The sequence below is a fragment of the Desulfomicrobium norvegicum genome (genome assembly GCF_900114595.1).
GTDB classification, from domain to species: Bacteria; Desulfobacterota; Desulfovibrionia; order Desulfovibrionales; family Desulfomicrobiaceae; genus Desulfomicrobium; species Desulfomicrobium macestii.
In genome coordinates this window covers 59,575-75,652 of record NZ_FOTO01000010.1, presented here as the reverse complement: position 1 = coordinate 75,652, position 16,078 = coordinate 59,575, and the positions used below count along the sequence as shown (strand labels likewise).

The 16,078-nt window shown below is 56.1% G+C and carries 18 protein-coding genes and 1 other RNA gene; 2 read left to right on the top strand and 17 right to left on the bottom strand.

The features are described from left to right. Positions 1 to 99: 99 nt before the first annotated feature. From ssrS to BMZ24_RS13885, 16 genes are all read right to left on the bottom strand, one after another. A non-coding RNA gene (gene ssrS / locus BMZ24_RS13960) (6S RNA) lies at positions 100 to 280 on the bottom strand. A gap of 6 nt (positions 281 to 286) precedes the next feature. Next, positions 287 to 532: a cell division protein ZapA gene (locus tag BMZ24_RS13955; protein ID WP_244150375.1), complete on the bottom strand. Its 246-nt coding sequence runs from the start codon at positions 530 to 532 to the stop codon at positions 287 to 289. A gap of 24 nt (positions 533 to 556) precedes the next feature. Then, the gene (locus BMZ24_RS13950) at positions 557 to 736 is read right to left on the bottom strand and encodes a hypothetical protein (protein WP_015775528.1); all 180 of its coding nucleotides are present in this window, start codon (positions 734 to 736) and stop codon (positions 557 to 559) included. A gap of 8 nt (positions 737 to 744) precedes the next feature. After that, positions 745 to 2,127 carry a bifunctional UDP-N-acetylglucosamine diphosphorylase/glucosamine-1-phosphate N-acetyltransferase GlmU gene (glmU, locus tag BMZ24_RS13945; protein ID WP_092193287.1) on the bottom strand — a complete coding sequence of 461 codons (1,383 nt, stop codon included), beginning with the start codon at positions 2,125 to 2,127 and terminating at the stop codon, positions 745 to 747. A 241-nt stretch (positions 2,128 to 2,368) separates the two neighbouring features. Then, on the bottom strand, positions 2,369 to 2,797 hold the full coding sequence (locus BMZ24_RS13940) for a F0F1 ATP synthase subunit epsilon (RefSeq protein ID WP_092193285.1): 429 nt from the start codon (positions 2,795 to 2,797) through the stop codon (positions 2,369 to 2,371). Positions 2,798 to 2,818: 21 nt separating this feature from the next. Next, a complete protein-coding gene (atpD, locus tag BMZ24_RS13935; RefSeq protein ID WP_015775525.1) occupies positions 2,819 to 4,228 on the bottom strand; it encodes a F0F1 ATP synthase subunit beta in 1,410 nt (469 codons plus the stop codon). Between the two features lie 13 nt (positions 4,229 to 4,241). Continuing rightward, a complete protein-coding gene (locus BMZ24_RS13930; RefSeq protein WP_092193283.1) occupies positions 4,242 to 5,114 on the bottom strand; it encodes a F0F1 ATP synthase subunit gamma in 873 nt (290 codons plus the stop codon). A 20-nt stretch (positions 5,115 to 5,134) separates the two neighbouring features. Continuing rightward, entirely contained in the window at positions 5,135 to 6,643 is a 1,509-nt protein-coding gene (gene atpA, locus BMZ24_RS13925) for a F0F1 ATP synthase subunit alpha (protein WP_092193281.1), read from the bottom strand. Between the two features lie 5 nt (positions 6,644 to 6,648). Beyond that, positions 6,649 to 7,203, bottom strand: coding sequence for an ATP synthase F1 subunit delta (gene atpH / locus BMZ24_RS13920; RefSeq protein ID WP_092193279.1), 555 nt, complete (start codon positions 7,201 to 7,203; stop codon positions 6,649 to 6,651). Further along, positions 7,200 to 7,769, bottom strand: a complete 570-nt coding sequence (locus BMZ24_RS13915) for a F0F1 ATP synthase subunit B family protein (RefSeq protein WP_092193277.1) — start codon at positions 7,767 to 7,769, stop codon at positions 7,200 to 7,202. Before BMZ24_RS13915 ends, atpH begins: the two co-directional genes overlap by 4 nt. A 60-nt stretch (positions 7,770 to 7,829) precedes the next feature. Beyond that, positions 7,830 to 8,252, bottom strand: coding sequence for an ATP synthase F0 subunit B (locus BMZ24_RS13910; RefSeq protein ID WP_092193275.1), 423 nt, complete (start codon positions 8,250 to 8,252; stop codon positions 7,830 to 7,832). A 262-nt stretch (positions 8,253 to 8,514) separates the two neighbouring features. Beyond that, positions 8,515 to 9,624, bottom strand: a complete 1,110-nt coding sequence (gene rodA, locus BMZ24_RS13905; protein ID WP_092193273.1) for a rod shape-determining protein RodA — start codon at positions 9,622 to 9,624, stop codon at positions 8,515 to 8,517. A gap of 12 nt (positions 9,625 to 9,636) precedes the next feature. Next, a complete protein-coding gene (gene mrdA / locus BMZ24_RS13900; protein ID WP_092193271.1) occupies positions 9,637 to 11,430 on the bottom strand; it encodes a penicillin-binding protein 2 in 1,794 nt (597 codons plus the stop codon). Then, on the bottom strand, positions 11,417 to 11,923 hold the full coding sequence (locus BMZ24_RS13895; RefSeq protein ID WP_092193269.1) for a hypothetical protein: 507 nt from the start codon (positions 11,921 to 11,923) through the stop codon (positions 11,417 to 11,419). Before BMZ24_RS13895 ends, mrdA begins: the two co-directional genes overlap by 14 nt. Then, entirely contained in the window at positions 11,920 to 12,936 is a 1,017-nt protein-coding gene (mreC, locus tag BMZ24_RS13890) for a rod shape-determining protein MreC (RefSeq protein WP_092193267.1), read from the bottom strand. Before mreC ends, BMZ24_RS13895 begins: the two co-directional genes overlap by 4 nt. 4 nt (positions 12,937 to 12,940) lie before the next feature. Further along, a complete protein-coding gene (locus BMZ24_RS13885; protein WP_015775515.1) occupies positions 12,941 to 13,981 on the bottom strand; it encodes a rod shape-determining protein in 1,041 nt (346 codons plus the stop codon). A 190-nt stretch (positions 13,982 to 14,171) separates the two neighbouring features. On the opposite strand from BMZ24_RS13885, the gene mnmL reads away from it, so the two are divergent. Continuing rightward, entirely contained in the window at positions 14,172 to 15,131 is a 960-nt protein-coding gene (gene mnmL, locus BMZ24_RS13880) for a tRNA modification radical SAM protein MnmL/YtqA (RefSeq protein WP_092193265.1), read from the top strand. Next, the gene (locus tag BMZ24_RS20380; RefSeq protein WP_279625541.1) at positions 15,128 to 15,607 is read left to right on the top strand and encodes a methylated-DNA--[protein]-cysteine S-methyltransferase; all 480 of its coding nucleotides are present in this window, start codon (positions 15,128 to 15,130) and stop codon (positions 15,605 to 15,607) included. Before mnmL ends, BMZ24_RS20380 begins: the two co-directional genes overlap by 4 nt. Here BMZ24_RS20380 and BMZ24_RS13870 read toward each other — a convergent pair. Continuing rightward, a complete protein-coding gene (locus BMZ24_RS13870) occupies positions 15,576 to 15,950 on the bottom strand; it encodes a PilZ domain-containing protein (protein WP_161949166.1) in 375 nt (124 codons plus the stop codon). The genes BMZ24_RS20380 and BMZ24_RS13870 overlap by 32 nt on opposite strands. Positions 15,951 to 16,078: the final 128 nt, after the last annotated feature.

Genomic DNA, 16,078 nt, shown 5'->3' with positions numbered 1-16,078 from the left:
CTGTCCTTAAATCGGACTGACGAGACAACAGCGCGAGCGCTTAATTACGATCGGCAAGGAGTGTATGAGAGACTGGCTGTTGGAAGGGGCGAACCAGATAAAAGCCCCGGAAGGCAGTGTTGGGAATCATTTTGAACCTCTTAAGTTAAGAGGGGGTTGGCTACAGCCCATCAGGCTTCTTCGGCTGCCCGAAGCGTGCACACAAGACCGTTGTAAGCTACCCGTATTGCGCTTTATTGGCTCAAAAACGCATCACCAATCACTGACCCTCCAGGGTACTTGTTCACTATTCTTCAGGACTATCTATCTTCGAAAGAAGCTGCTGCAACGTGCCTTCAAGTTGCGACATCTTCCCTTGATCATGTAAATAATCGTCGGCCAGACTCAACGCCAGGTATGTCAGAAGCCGCTCCTTGCTCATGTGACTGACCCGCCCTTCGAGATCCTTGTAGCGCTGATGAACCAGGTCAACAGCTTTATGAATCCGCTCGGGCGAGACGTCGGCCGCGAAGGAAAGATCGAGGCCGAGCACTGTCAAATTGTATCCTGGCATTACTTAGTTTCTATCAACCTCTTGCAGGCTGTTCAAGATATTTTCCACCCTGGACAGAACGGCCTCCTTGGTCTGCCGCTCCTGCTCAAGGGACTCCTTTAATTGCATATTCTCAAGTTTCAAGGCTTCCTGGCGCTCCAGTAGGAGGGTTATCTTCTCTGTCAACTGATTAAGAATATCCATAAGTTATCCTAGGATTGAAGTGATTTTTTCTTGCGGTCCAAATTCGACTGTCTGGCCCTGGCCACGCACAGGGCACCATCCGGAACATTTTTAGTAACCACTGAACCGGCGGCGACAAGAGCGCCGACTCCCACGACCACGGGAGCGACCAACGCCGTGTTGCTGCCGATAAAGGCGTTTTCATGAATTTCGGTGCGATGTTTCTTCGCGCCGTCATAATTGCAGGTGATGGTTCCCGCGCCGATATTCACTCCAGGACCGATATCGCTGTCGCCCAGGTAGGAAAGATGCCCAGCCTTGGCGCCGGCATGGAGCACGGATTTCTTGACTTCGACGAAATTGCCCACGCGCGCGTCCTCTCCGATATCGGAGCCGGGTCTGATCCGACCGTACGGGCCAACACTCGCTCCCGCCCGGATGTGAGATCCTTCAATATGAGAAAAGGATTTCACTTGGCAAGGACCAAGAATCGAATCCTTGATCCAGCAATGAGAAGAGATAAACGCGCCGCGCTCGATTCGCGAACAGCCGTAAATTTCGCATGGCCCCATTATTTCGGCACCGGGAGCGACGGCAACGTCGGGCCCGATGAAAATTGTCTCGCAATTACGAAGGATGACTCCTGAATCGAGCAAGCCTTCCACGATCTGGCGACGCAGGGAATCTTCAAAACGAACCAGCTCTCGTGGCGAATTGATCCCCCGCAAAAGGTCCGAGCTGCCAAACGGCAATCCCGCGACCGGCAACCCTGCGGCAGCGCAGATGGCGATCATCTGGGTCAGATAATATTCCTGCTGGGCATTGTTGCGGTCCATCTTTTCCAGCAGAGGCCCACAGCGCATAACGTCGAACACATAGACCCCTGAATTGACCTCAAAAACCTCACCGCCATGATCCGCTGCACAGAAATCCTTTTCTTCCACCACCCGCTCCACGCAGCCCTCGGCATTGCGGATGACTCGGCCGTACCCAAAGGGATTTTCAAGCCGCAAGGTCAACATACCCATGCCCGCGTTTTGGGCAGCGCATAATTCAACCAAATCGGCTATGGCATCAACCGGAACGTGCGGGGTGTCTCCGTTGAGTACGCAAAGATATGAAATGCCGGAGGCGGCAACGCGCTCCCACGAGAGAATGACCGCATGTCCCGTGCCCAGTTGCTGCTCCTGCAGGACAAACTGTCCCTTTTGCCCCGGAAAGCAGTCTTCAACCTTTGCGGACTGAAAACCGACCACGGTCCAGACCTGAGCCGCAGGCACGTGCGTCAAGGCGTCATATACATAGCCAAGAAGCGGCTTTCCCAAAACCTGCTGCAAAACCTTTGGGGAATCGGAATGCATGCGCGTTCCCTTGCCCGCGGCCAAGATGACGTATCCCAGTTCTGGCTTCATGATTTTCCTCGAAAAAGTATTCGGCTCTGTCCTTTCAAATAATGCTCTCGCAGGCGTTGGAGCCACGCAACCAACAAAAAAGCGCTCAATGCCAAAGTTCCCTGAGAGCCCATTTCTCGATAACTGTCCAAAAATTCTTAATCTTTGATATCGGTATATTATATTATTCTCAAGATTGAATAGTCGTAAAAAAAAGCAGGCTCCGAAGAGCCTGCTTTCTAGATACCGTGATTGTCGGTCATTACATGCGGCAAGTGCCTTCACTTACAGCTGTCTGCCGGCATTTCATGCGATGAAGTGCTCTGGCCAATGCAGCCTGCACGGCTGCGTGATCCAATTTCTCCTGTTGCTGCTTGGCGCGCTGCTCGGCTCTGTCCTGAGCTCTGCGAGCTCTTTCCAGATCGATGTCTTCAGCTCTTTCCGCAACTTCGGCAAGAACCGTCACCTTTGCAGGGGAGACTTCGGCAAAACCGCCGGCAACAAAAACGAAGTACTTCTTGCCGTTGAGTTTGTAGTAAAGGCTCCCGATACCAAGTGCAGAGAGAAACGGGATATGATTGGGCAGGACACCGAATTCGCCATTGATGCCGGGAGCGCCGACATAATCGACCTCTTCCTTGAGCACCATCTTGTCTGGTGTCACTATTTCAAGCGTAATTGTTTTAGCCATATCAATACCCCAGAGCAAGAATTACTGTTTCTTGGCGTTTTCCAATGCCTCTTCAAGTCCGCCTACCATGTAGAAGCAGGACTCCGGAACAGAATCGTGCTTGCCTTCAATGATTTCCTTGAAGCTCTTGATGGTCTCTTCAAGCTTAACATAGCGGCCTTCCTTGCCGGTAAACTGGGCGGCAACGAAGAACGGCTGGGACAGGAAACGCTGAATCTTGCGCGCTCTGGAGACGGACAGCTTGTCTTCGTCAGACAGCTCGTCCATGCCCAGGATCGCGATGATGTCCTGCAGATCCTTGTATTTCTGGAGCAGACGCTGCACGGCACGGGCAGTCATGTAGTGGTCCATGCCGATGACGTTGGGATCCAGAATGCGGGAGGTGGAGTCAAGAGGATCCACCGCAGGATAAATGCCAAGCTCCGCGATCTGACGGGACAGAACGATGGTTCCGTCAAGATGCGAGAAGGTCGTTGCAGGTGCGGGGTCGGTCAAGTCGTCAGCAGGGACGTAAACGGCCTGAACCGAGGTAATGGAACCCGTTTTGGTAGAGGTGATGCGTTCCTGCAGTTCACCAAGGTCGGTACCCAGCGTCGGCTGGTAACCAACAGCGGAAGGCATGCGGCCAAGAAGCGCGGAGACTTCGGAGCCTGCCTGGGTGAAACGGAAGATGTTGTCGACGAACAGCAGCACGTCCTGGTTTTCTTCGTCACGGAAATATTCCGCAGCGGCCAGAGCGGTCAGCGCAACGCGTGAACGGGCTCCCGGAGGTTCGTTCATCTGACCGTAGACGAGGCAGGCTTTATCCAGAACGCCAGCTTCTATCATTTCATGGTAAAGGTCGTTTCCTTCGCGTGTGCGCTCACCAACACCGGCGAACACGGAGATGCCACCGTGGTTCTTGGCGATGTTGTTGATCATTTCCATGAGAATAACGGTCTTGCCGACGCCGGCACCACCGAACATGCCCATCTTTCCACCCTTGGGAAAGGGAACGAGCAGGTCAATAACCTTGACGCCGGTCTCCAGCACTTCAATCTTGGTGGACTGCTCCGTGAAACCGGGAGCAGGACGATGGATGGGGTACATCTTCTCGGAGGAGATGGGACCCTTTTCATCCACGGGGCGACCAACGACGTTCAGGATTCGTCCCAGGGAAGCCTTGCCGACGGGCACCTGAATGGGCTTGCCCGTGTCCTTGCCGATCTGACCGCGAACAAGACCATCGGTGTTGTCCATGGCGATGCAGCGGACGACGCTGTTGCCAAGATGCTGCGCGACTTCGACAACCAAGTTGTCTTCCTCGGCGTCAATGGTCGGGTTCGTAATGAGAACAGCGTTCAAAATACTCGGAAGATTGCCTTCGGCAAACTCCAAGTCAACAACAGGTCCGATGACCTGCACTATTTTACCGGTATTAACAGCACTCATGCGTTATGCCCCCTTATCCTTTCAGTGCCTCGGCACCGCCTACGATGTCCATTAATTGGGTGGTGATACTTGCCTGGCGCGCCTTGTTGTAGACTTTGGTCAGGCTGCCGACCATTTCGTCGCAGTTCTTTGTCGCGTTATCCATGGCCGACATGCGAGCTGCGTGCTCACTGGCCGACGTGTCGAGCAGGCCGCGATACATCTGAACTTTGACATACCTAGGCAGCAGTTCGGCCAAAAGGCCTTCCACTGACGGTTCAAAGATGTATTCGCTCGAAGCACCGGCCGTAGCCTCAACTTCTGGCGTTTCGGCGGGGAGAATCTGCGACCATGTCGCTTCCTGCTTCGCGATGTTTACGAACTTTCCGTAAACAATGTGCACTTCGTCAAACTGTCCAGAGAGGTATCCGTCAATGACGAGATTTCCTGTTTCGCTTGCCAACTGAAAATCAAAATGAGTCATGTTTTCAGCGTAAGCAGTAGTAATCTCGAATTTTGTCTTGCGGATGAAGTCTCTGCCTTTCTTTCCAATGCAGATAAACTTGACCGTCTTGCCTTCTGCTTCCTTCTGCTTGGCCAGCCTGTTGGCGGCATTGCACAAGTTCGCGTTGAAACTGCCGCACAGCCCTTTGTCCGAAGTCACCAGTACAATTCCGATGTTCTGAATGACCTCGCGCTTTTCAAGCAAGGGATGCGCGCTGGCGTCGGCGCGGGAAGCCAGATCGATAAGAATGTCATTGAACTTATCAGCATAGGGACGAAAGCGCTCGATGCGGCTCTGAGCACCGCGCAGCTTTGCGGAAGCGACCATGTTCATCGCTTTCGTAATCTGCTTGGTCTTCTTTACACCGACGATTTTGTTCTGAATGTCCCTGAGTGATGCCATTTACGACTCCTTAAACGATCCTAGGCTTTGAAACCGGCTTTGAACTCATTGATCGCATCAGCCAGCTTCTTTTCGGTTTCACTGCCAAGGTCCTTGGTCTGAACGATTTCAGCCAGGACGTCGGATTTCTGGTTGCGCATGAAGTCAACCAGTTCGGCACCGAAGCGGATGGCGTCGGTCACTGCGATGTCATCGAGGAAACCGCGGGTACCGGCGTAAAGAACTGCAACCTGCTCTTCGACGGGCATTGGCTGGTACTGAGGCTGCTTGAGCAGTTCAACCAGACGCTCGCCACGGGTCAGCTTGGTCTTGGTGGATTTGTCCAGGTCGGAACCGAACTGCGCGAAAGCGGCAAGTTCGCGATACTGGGCCAGATCGAGACGCAGCGTGCCAGCAACCTTCTTCATGGCCTTGATCTGTGCGGCGCCGCCAACTCGGGATACGGACAGACCGACGTTGATGGCGGGGCGGATGCCGGCCATGAACAGGTTGGGCTCAAGGTAGACCTGACCGTCGGTGATGGAGATAACGTTGGTCGGAATGTACGCCGAAACGTCACCGGCCTGGGTTTCAATTACAGGCAGGGCGGTCAGGGAACCGGCGCCCAGGCTGTCGTTGACCTTGCAGGAGCGCTCCAGAAGTCTGGAGTGGAGATAGAAAACGTCGCCGGGGAAAGCTTCGCGTCCCGGAGGGCGGCGCAGAAGCAGTGACATCTGCCGGTAAGCGACGGCCTGCTTGGAAAGATCGTCATAAACGATCAGGGCATGCTTGCCGTTGTCACGGTAGAATTCCGCCATGGTGCAACCGCAGTAGGCAGCGATGAACTGCAGCGGAGCCGGCTCGGAGGCGGTGGAGGAAATGACGGTGGTGTATTCCAGGGCGCCGTTCTGACGAAGGGCTTCAACCACCTGGGCGACAGTGGAACGCTTCTGGCCGATGGCGACGTAGAAACAGTGAATGTCACTGTTCTTCTGCGCGATGATGGCGTCAACGCCAACCGCGGTCTTGCCGACCTGACGGTCGCCGATGATGAGTTCGCGCTGGCCGCGGCCGATGGGCGTCATGGCGTCGATGGCCTTCAGACCCGTGTACATGGGCTCATGTACGGATTTACGGGCGATGATGCCGGGAGCCTTGATTTCAACGTTACGGAACTGATCCGTCTGGATCGGTCCGAGACCGTCGATGGGGTTGCCCAGAGGGTCGATGACCCGGCCCTGGACAGCGTCACCGACGGGAACCTGGAAAATCCGGCCCGTACGTTTGACGATGTCGCCTTCCTTGATGTGCTCCGTCTCGCCGAGCAGGGCGACACCTACGGAATCTTCTTCAAGGTTAAGGACCATTCCCATGACGTTACCGGGGAACTCGAGGAGTTCCATTGCCATCGCGTTTTCGCAGCCGTAAACGCGGGCGATACCGTCACCCACTGACAAGACCACGCCAGTTTCGCTCATCTCAACCTTTTTCTCGTAATTCTTGATCTGGCCTTCGATGATCTGGCTAATTTCTTCTGCTTTAATCTGCATAGCCTCTACTCACCCCTTTTGATATTTTCTTTCAAAATTTGCAGCTGAGCGCGAATACTGGCGTCAAGGATCTTGTCACCGATCTTGAGCATAAGCCCGCCAATAATCTCCTGATCCACTTCGTAATCAAGGACCACTTGCTGGCCCGACTCGCGTTGCAATTTATCGACAACGTTCTTCTGCACAACATCGGAAAGCTTTACAGCCGTCACCAGCTTGCCGCGAAGAACACCCTGGGCTGAATCCAAAAGCGTTCCATAGGATGCGTTGATCTCGGGGAGAAAAGACAATCTGTTTTTGTCCGCGAGCAGCAGACAAAAATTCCGAACCATGGCGCAGGGCGCCACCTTGTCCAGAATCTTGATGATTACCCCTCTCTTTTCTTCCACACCAAAAATGGGGTTGCGGAAGATCTTCGTGAGCTCAGGCGCATTCCCCAGGAGTCCAGCCAGCCTGGCCAAGTCGTCACCGTATTTCGCCATCGCACCCTTGTCGGACTGCGCTTGCGCAACGGCGAACAAAGCCTTGGCATACCGTCTTGCTACGATATTCCCAGTCAATTGAGCACCACCTTTTTAAGATATTCGTTGACCAAATCTTCGTGATCTTTCTTTTTGAGCTGCTTCTTGACAAGATCTTCAGCGGCAGTGGTAATCTTTTCGGCCAGTTCTTCACGGATGGCGTCGATAGCCAACTTGGCTTCCTGGGCCGCCGATACTTCAGCCTGAGCCCTGATCTGAGTAGCCTGGGCCTCCGCTTTGTCGATAATCGCCTGACGCATGGCCTCACCCTGAGCCTTTGCATCATCCAGAATCTTGGCTTTTTCCGCCTCAAGATTCGCGATACTCGCCTCAACTTCAAGCAAACGCTTTTCGGCATCTTCCTTGCGTTCGTCGAGATCGGCAAGGTCCGTCTCGATCTGCTTGGTGCGCCCGGACAGCAGGTCCGCGATACGCTTGCCCGCGAACTTATAGATCAAGAACGCGACAATGCCGAAATTGATTACGCGATAGAGAAGGTCGAGCAGCTTGTTGTGCCCCCCGCCATCTCCCTCGCTGGCGAAAGCTATCGCCGCGCAGAGAACCAGTGCTGCCGTCACCAATCCGACAGTCTTGAACTTTTTCAAAATTCCGCCCTCCTTATATGAAAAAGTAAATCTATGACACATAAGAAAATCCCGAACCTATCAAGCCTTGCTCAACACCTTGTTGGCGACGTTCTTGGCATAGGTGGCGACTTCTTGGCGCAGAGCCTTGAGGGCTGTCTGCTTCTGACCGTCGATCTCCTTTCGGGCGGCGGCAATCTTTTCGGCGGCTTCGGCTCCGGCCTCGGCCAAAACGGAAGACTCCACCGCGACGCCTTCAGCCTTCAGGGCTACCCGCATCTGCTGAGCTTCAACACGGGCTCCGCTCAGTGCGACCTTGTAGCTCTCAAGCTTGGCCTCCGCCTTGGCGGCGAAATCCTCGATGGATCCCAGCTTCTGGCTCATGACCTCGGCCCGTTTCTTGATGATCCCTCGGATGGGACGATACAAGATCAAATTCAAGACCGTCAGGATGACCATAAAGTTCACGAGCTGAACAAAAAAAGTGTAATCTAGATCAATCATGCCGCCCCCTAAAAAGTATGTGAATTTTTGTTCAAAGTCACAGGGCCTCTATCTGATTCCCATTTTCGTGTCAAAATCTTTTTGGACAAAGCATCAGCAAAATGATTGGCATGGCATGGGTTTTCGTAGTTTGTTCGGAATTTCACGTGTCTAGCTCGCGCTTTTCTTTTCGAAAAAAAAGTGGGTCGCTCACGTCGCGTCCACGCCTTCTTTCGGATTGGCGGCCAAAAAAAATCTGGCCGCATGAAAACACCAAAAACTGTCAGCCTTTTTTGAAAACGAAACGGCGCATGGCCACATTGAGAACGAGTCCGACCATGCAAAAGTTGACCACGGATGCACTGCCTCCATAGCTGATGAAGGGCAGTGGAATTCCGACGACAGGCATGATCCCGAGCACCATGCCGATATTGATGAGGATCTGCCAAAAGAAATAAAAGAAGACCCCGGCCGCGAGGTAGCTCCCGAAATCGTCCTTGGCTTCCATGGTGACGATGTAAATCTGATAGAGAAAGGAACAGAATAGAATGAGCAGCATAATGGACCCGAAGAAGCCCCACTCCTCGCCGAACACGGCAAAAGCGAAGTCCGTATGCTTTTCCGGCAGGAAGCGCAGCTGACTCTGGGTGCCTTCCAAAAAGCCCTTGCCCCAGAACCCTCCTGAGCCAATCGCAATCTGGGACTGGATGATGTGGTAACCGGCTCCGAGCGGATCATTACCCGGGTCAAGAAAAGTCATTATGCGCTGCTTCTGGTAGTCGTGCAGAAAAAACCAGCCAAATGGGATCATGATCGGCAGCACGACAACCAGCACCTTGAACACGGAGCCGGTGACTCCCTTGAAAAGGATCATGCCCCCCAGAATGAGCAGGATGTTCAAGGCCGACCCGAGGTCAGGCTGCTTGACCACCAGGACAGCAGGCACCAGCCCGACAAGGAGCGCCTTACCCAGGTTGAGCCAGCCCAGCTTGCCTTCCATACGCGCCATCAGTCTGGCGCCAAGGATCAAGACCGCGATTTTTGTCAGCTCCGTGGGCTGGAGATTGAAAAACCCGAGATCAAGCCATCTCTTGGCTCCGTAGATGGTTTTCCCGGCAACACTGACTCCGAGCAGCAGAACCAGGCAAAGGATGAAATACGGCCACGAAACAGATTTCAGATGACGATAGTCTATCAGCACCAACGCAGTCATCACGCACAGGCCGACCCCGCCCCAAAGCAGTTGCTTGTTGAAATACGTGTCGATTTCAAGGCCGGAAGCAAGGCGCAGGGTGCTGGCCGAATAGAGGTTCATGACCCCGACAAGAAAAAGGAGCGCCGTCAGGATCAAAAGACCCCAATTGATATGAAATATGAGTCGTCTATCGAACATTTTCTTTCCTGGTCAGTCCCCTGATCGCACATCCAGAAGCACATCGAGCACTGCCCCGGCCACCGGCCCCGCGTCCGAGCCTCCATGACCGCCATGTTCCACCATGGCCACGACCACAAAACGCTTTCCGTCCTTTTCACCAAAACTGGCCATCCAGGCGTGATCCCTGTATTTGTAGGGGATCTCCTGGGTCTTTTTCTTCTCGTATTTTTCCTGCAGTTTCACGACCTGGGCCGTGCCGGTCTTGCCTCCGACTCTCAGGCCGGGCCTGCGAAGAACCCGGGCAGTGCCCCGTTCTTCCTCCACCGTGGCCACCATGGCGTCGAGAACCAGCTTCCTGGTCGCGGGTCGCATGGGCAGTTCACCCAGCACGTCAGGCTCTTCGGACAAAAGGAGCGTCGGCCGCAAAATTTTCCCGTCGTTAACCAGCGCCGCAACAAATCTGGCCACCTGCAGGGGGGTGGTCAAGGTGTATCCCTGGCCGATGGCGAAGTTCAAGGTCTCGCCGCCCTGCCACTTCTCTCCGAAGCGGTTCAACTTCCATTCCGGGGTGGGCATGTTGCCGGCCCGCTCGTGGGGCAACTCCACGCCGGTCTTGGCCCCGAACCCACAGCGGGTCGCAAAATCGCTGATAGCCTCCACCCCGAGCTGTTCTCCCAACTGGTAATAATAGACGTCGCAGGACTCGCGCAGAGATTTCTTGAAATCTGTGGTTCCATGCCCGCCCTTGTTCCAGCACCTGAAGACACGCTTGCCGAGCTTGTAGCTGCCGGAACAAAACACCGTCGAGGAAGGCTTGACCGTGCCACTCTCAAGCCCAAGCCCGCCCACTGCGAGCTTGAAGATAGAGCCGGGCGGATAGGTGCTTTGCACCGGCCGGTTCTGCAGGGGATGCAAAGGATCCTCCAGCAGCTCCTTCCATTTCGCATGGCTGATGCCGACAACAAACTCGTTGGGATCGTAGCTGGGCAGGCTGACCAACGCCAGCACCTCGCCTGTGTCGGCGTCCATGGCCACGACCGATCCGGCCCGGCCGTCCAGCGCCTTGGTCGCGACTTCCTGCAAGGGCAAAGAGATGCTCAGATTGAGGTCCTCGCCCATCACCGGCGAAGAAACAATCCGCGAGGACAGCACTCGGCCCGAGGCATCGACTTCAAACTCTTGAAGCCCCTTGGTCCCGCGCAACCTGCGTTCGAGCATCAGCTCCACGCCCTGCTTGCCGACGTTGTCGCCCAGTTGCAGATCAGGGTCGTTGTTGAGTTCTTCTTCGTTGGCCCGAGCCACATATCCAAGGACATGCGCCAGGGTCTCCCCATGGGCGTAGGAACGCTTGGGCCGCACGGCAATGACAAGCCCGGGCCAGTCCTGCCGGTGCGCCTCGACCAGGGCCACCAGCTCAAACGGAATGTTGGGCACGATGACCTGTTCGTCGAAATGCTTGACCCGCTTGCGGCCGATCTCGAAGGCTTTTTGCAGTTCGTCCCGGGGCTGACCGGTCCAGCGGCTGATCTGGTCCAGGGTTTTAGGAATGTCCGGACAGTCCTCGCGCACCAGCGCCAGGGCGTAGGCGGGATTGTTTTCCGCCAGCAGCACTCCGGTACGGTCCCGGATGATGCCTCTTGGGGAAAACATGGTGCTTTGTCTGGTTCTGTTCTCTTGGGCGCGTCCCTGATAGAAATCACTCTTGTAAATCTGCAGGTACCACAGCCGGATACCGAAGATGCAAAAGAGGATCACCAGAAAAACGAGCAACAGCGGCGGGCCGGAAAATATCTGGGGCCGCTCCGGGGAGTTAAACGCGCCCATTTCTGCCTCCGCGCCTGTAAATCAAGAGGGCCGTACCCCAGAAAAACACGTATGCGGCCCACTGCCTGGCAATCCAGGACCAGGGAGAATACGGCCGGGCCGGCAGTTCCTGAAAGCTGATCGCCCCGCTGAGCACCACCCAGGACCAGCAGGCCAGCAGCAAGGAAAACAGGATTATGAAAAGAGGATTCTCCGGCTCAAGGAGCCATTTCGAAAGCAGAAAAAAGACCAACATACCGGCATAAAATAGAATGCTCACGCCAAAAACCAGATTTCCCCCTCCCTCCTGAACAAGAACCCACAGCGCCCCCATCCAGAGCGCGGTCCACCACTGTCCGGTTTGCAGGCAAATAAGCACGCCGGGAGAAAGGAAATCAAGTCCACCGGACAGTTCCTGCGCCCAAAGGGCGATGATCAGAAAGTCTGTCCACCAGATGATCGCGGGGATTTGACCCTTTTTAGAAGTCGAGGGATGCGCGGCTGAGAGTCTCACGGCTTCTTGCGCACAGGGTGCCGGGTAATGGTGGAAGGCTCCGGGACGGGCGGAGGCGTCACAGACGGACCGGCCGCGGGAGGAGCTTGGGCAGCGGGCTTGTCTTCCGGGCTCTTTTCGTCCGCCGGGGGAACATCCGGGGAGGACGCATTGGTCACGGCCGGAGTCATGACGGGCTGGCCGGCATCGAATCCGTCGGTGCGGCTCAGGACCAGCAGTTCCTCGTAATAGCGCAGGGCGAGAAGAGGTTCGGCGTAGACCCTTTGAAACAGGGAGACATCCGCCGGAGTGACTTCCACCACCCGGGCCACGGGTATGCCCTTGGGAAAGACACCGCCCAGCCCGGAGCTGAGCAATATCTCCCCGGGGCTGACCGGATCGTTGCGGGGGATGAACTTGACTTCAAGGAAAGCTCCGGCGCCCTGCCCCTGCACGATGGCCGGGACACGCCCCTCGCTGGTGATCACGGGAATCCGGCTGGAAGGATCGGATAGGAGAACCACGGAGGAAAAATGAAGACCCGGCTTGGCGATTCTTCCGACAACGCCCTTGGGCGAGATGACCGGGTCGTTGAGTCCCACGCCGTGGCGCAGCCCCACATCGACAAGTATGGTTTCAAGAATGGCGTTGGGACCGAGCTTCTGGCCGATGACCCGCCCTCCGCGCATCTCCCAGGAGGCCTCGGGGCTGAAACGCAAAAGCGAGGTCAGGCGATCGGCGGACTTGGCCTTCTCGGAAACGCGGGTCAGCTCCTGTTCGAGCTCCCGCACCCGCAAGACCAGGTCCTCGTTCTCCTGACGCACTCCGACCAGATAGACGTAGCGCGACCAGAATTCATCGACGTTGTTTTGCAGCCATCTCCCCGGGGCCAGGACCCATCCGGTCAACTCCAGCCCGGTCAAGGCCGCCAGGCGATCGAGGTAGCCCGTCTTCCAGTTCCATGTGTACATGGAAAAATAGAGAAACAGGGGGAGGAAGAAAAACAGGACCAGACGTTTGAAGCGAGGGGACATCACTCTACTCGATGGTTACCTCGCGCAGGACATCCAGATTGTCCAAGACCTTGCCGGAACCCAGCGCCACTGTGGACAGGGGATCATCGACCACGGTGATGGGCAGGGAGGTTTCCTCGCGCAGCAGGCTGTCGAGCCCTTTAAGGAGAGCGCCGCCGCCGGTCAGCACGATGCCCCGGTCGACGATGTCCGCCGCCAGTTCGGGCGGGGTCTGCTCCAGAGCGATGCGCACGGCCTGAACTATGGAATCGACGGGTTCGGAAATGGCCTTGCGGACCTCCTCCGAGGTGATGGTGATGTTCTGGGGGATGCCTGAAACCAGGTCGCGGCCCTTGACGTCCATGACCAATTCCGGGTCCATGGGATACGCGGAACCGATGGTCGTCTTGATGTCCTCGGCGGAACTCTCGCCGATGAGCATATTGTATTTGCGTTTGACGTGCTGAAGAATCGCCTCGTCCATCTTGTCGCCACCGATGCGCACGGATTTGGAATAGACGATGCCTGCCAGGGAGATGACCGCCACTTCGGTGGTTCCACCGCCGATGTCGACGACCATGTTCGAGGTCGGCTCGGTGATGGGCAGATCCGCGCCGATGGCCGCGGCCATGGGCTCCTCGATCAGGAAAACTTCACGCGCGCCAGCGCTCTGGGCGGATTCGCGGACGGCCCGCTTTTCGACCTGGGTGATTCCGGTGGGCACGCAGATGACTATGCGGGGCCGCACCAGCCGCCGGCTGTTGTGCACCTTGGATATGAAATGGCGAAGCATTGCTTCCGTGACTTCGAAATCGGCGATGACTCCGTCCTTCATGGGACGGATGGCCACGATGTTGCCGGGGGTACGGCCGAGCATCCGCTTGGCTTCGCTGCCCACGGCCAAAACCTTGTTGTTGCCCCGATTGTCGCGCTTGACGGCGACCACGGACGGTTCCCTCAGGACGATCCCCTTGCCCTTGACGTATACGCAGGTGTTGGCGGTGCCGAGATCGATCGCCAGATCGTTCGAAAAGAACCCCAAAATCTTATCCAAAATCCTGGACATATAGTTCCTCTTTTATCATGTTCAGCGCTGTAGGCTGGAAAAAGCGTCGCCCGTTCCGGAGCACGGACCACCACGGGACACGGATGGAGCGATCCCGAAAAAGATGTGTAATGAGCCGCACTGTTTATCTGAATTTCAACGCGCAGGCAACCCGCACCGCGACCATGCACAAACCTCAATCATACCAAGCATGTCTCCATACAGATTCTACCGACTGTCTCTCTACTTCAAGCAACGCTTCGGTCAGCGAATCCGCAAAATACCGCTGGACGCCGGCAGTTCGTGCCCAAACCGGGACGGCACCCTTTCCCGGAGCGGTTGCGCTTTCTGCAACCAGAAAGGAACCGGGACGGGCCTTGCCGAAACCGGCATGTCCTTGCGAGAGCAGTACTTCGCGTACCGGGAATTATCCAGGGACCGCGACACAGGCACGCGTTTTCTGGGGTATCTCCAGTCCTTCTCCAACACTCACGGACCCGCCGCGCGACTGCGGACGCTGCTGGAGGAATTGGCGGAAGTCCCGGACCTCATCGGACTGGCCATCGGTACCCGGCCGGATTGTCTCGATGAGGAAAAACTCGACATCCTGCAAAATTCGCCCTTCGAGGAAATCTGGCTGGACCTGGGACTTCAGTCGGCCCATGACGCCACCCTGAAACGCATCAACCGGGGGCATGACGCAGAGTGCTTTGCAACCTGGGCACGAAAAGCCGCGGAGCGGGGGATCAAGGTCTGCGCCCATGTCATCACGGGCTTGCCGGGCGAGAATTTGGCGGACTTCGAACAAACCATTCTCTTTGTCAACAGTCTGCCCGTGTCCGGCATAAAAATACATAATCTGTACGTCTGCCGGGACACGCCGCTGGAATCAGCCTGGCGCGCCGGGAAGATCGAACTCCTCTCGCAGGAAGAATCCCAGACCTGGCTCGTGCGCGGACTGGCCCTCCTGCGACAGGACGTGGTCGTCCATCGCATCAACAGCGACCCCGAGCACGACGAACTGCTCGCCCCGGCATGGGCCAACAAAAAAACCGCGTATCTGAACGCGGTCACACAGTTCCTGCATGACACGGACACATGGCAAGGCAAGGCTCTGGGGCAAGATCGCCCGGAATGGATGAACCCCCCGAAGAAACGGAAACAACCATGAACGATTTTTCAGAAACCTTTGCAAACCGTTGGTTTTCGGTCACCTTCGTCTGGAAGGACGGGCTTCTGGTCCAGACAGACCTGAACGCCGAACTCAAGGCCGCCACCCCGCCAAAATCACCCTACGGAAGCGTATTGGAGCGAATAGTGACCCAGTACGGAGACCTTCATGTCGACGAATGGCCGGACCTGCCCCTGGACAGCCGAAACTTGAGCGAATTCACCATGAAGGTGCTGGACAACCTGCGCCTGCACGCGCCCAGAGGGATTGTCATGACCTATGGGCAACTGGCCGCCCTCTGCGGCTCGCCCCGGGCGGCGCGAGCTGTTGGCGGGGTCATGGCCAGAAACCCGTGGCCCCTGCTTTATCCCTGCCATCGGGTGCTGGCGGCCAATCTGGGGCTTGGCGGATTCGGCCCCGGCATCGAACTGAAAAAGACCCTGCTCACTCTGGAAAAGGTTCCTCTTCCGACTTGAACGCAGGGCGACGCAACTCCTCGTCGACCTGATCCGCATCTTCGGCGTAGAGCCTGACCAGATTGCGCAGATGCGCGAAGCTCGTCTCGTCCATGCTGATGAAATCGATGGCCCCGTCCTGTCCGGCACGGATGATTCGCCCATGGATGTGCATGCGCAATCCAGACTCAAGTTCCAGGGTGATATCGCATTCCTTGCCCGGCAGAATCCACTCTTCCGTGGAACACGAGAGGCCCTTCAGACTCAAATCGTGAACCTTCCCCCGGACTCTTTTGCCCTCAAATGCTATTGTCAGCGGAAATTCAAGGCTGACCCGGCTTCGTTTACGTCGCTCTTCTGACATGCTCCCTCCCGCCCATGCATGAACCATCTCTAAAAATCCGGATTTGTCGGCCGCGAATGCGGCAATTTCCGCTGAATCATCGCGGACAACACCATAAGCCAATTACGCGAATTTAAACTCCTCGTCGA

Excerpts from the sequence above, each read along its gene's own strand:
- BMZ24_RS13910 (WP_092193275.1), bottom strand. The coding sequence starts at position 8,252 with ATGATTGATCTAGATTACACTTTTTTTGTTCAGCTCGTGAACTTTATG.
- BMZ24_RS13930 (WP_092193283.1), bottom strand. The coding sequence starts at position 5,114 with ATGGCATCACTCAGGGACATTCAGAACAAAATCGTCGGTGTAAAGAAG.
- BMZ24_RS13940 (WP_092193285.1), bottom strand. The coding sequence starts at position 2,797 with ATGGCTAAAACAATTACGCTTGAAATAGTGACACCAGACAAGATGGTG.
- BMZ24_RS20380 (WP_279625541.1), top strand. The coding sequence starts at position 15,128 with ATGAACGATTTTTCAGAAACCTTTGCAAACCGTTGGTTTTCGGTCACC.
- BMZ24_RS13870 (WP_161949166.1), bottom strand. The coding sequence starts at position 15,950 with ATGTCAGAAGAGCGACGTAAACGAAGCCGGGTCAGCCTTGAATTTCCG.
- mnmL (WP_092193265.1), top strand. The coding sequence starts at position 14,172 with ATGTCTCCATACAGATTCTACCGACTGTCTCTCTACTTCAAGCAACGC.
- atpD (WP_015775525.1), bottom strand. The coding sequence starts at position 4,228 with ATGAGTGCTGTTAATACCGGTAAAATAGTGCAGGTCATCGGACCTGTT.
- rodA (WP_092193273.1), bottom strand. The coding sequence starts at position 9,624 with ATGTTCGATAGACGACTCATATTTCATATCAATTGGGGTCTTTTGATC.
- BMZ24_RS13885 (WP_015775515.1), bottom strand. The coding sequence starts at position 13,981 with ATGTCCAGGATTTTGGATAAGATTTTGGGGTTCTTTTCGAACGATCTG.
- atpA (WP_092193281.1), bottom strand. The coding sequence starts at position 6,643 with ATGCAGATTAAAGCAGAAGAAATTAGCCAGATCATCGAAGGCCAGATC.
- glmU (WP_092193287.1), bottom strand. The coding sequence starts at position 2,127 with ATGAAGCCAGAACTGGGATACGTCATCTTGGCCGCGGGCAAGGGAACG.
- mreC (WP_092193267.1), bottom strand. The coding sequence starts at position 12,936 with ATGTCCCCTCGCTTCAAACGTCTGGTCCTGTTTTTCTTCCTCCCCCTG.
- BMZ24_RS13950 (WP_015775528.1), bottom strand. The coding sequence starts at position 736 with ATGGATATTCTTAATCAGTTGACAGAGAAGATAACCCTCCTACTGGAG.
- mrdA (WP_092193271.1), bottom strand. The coding sequence starts at position 11,430 with ATGGGCGCGTTTAACTCCCCGGAGCGGCCCCAGATATTTTCCGGCCCG.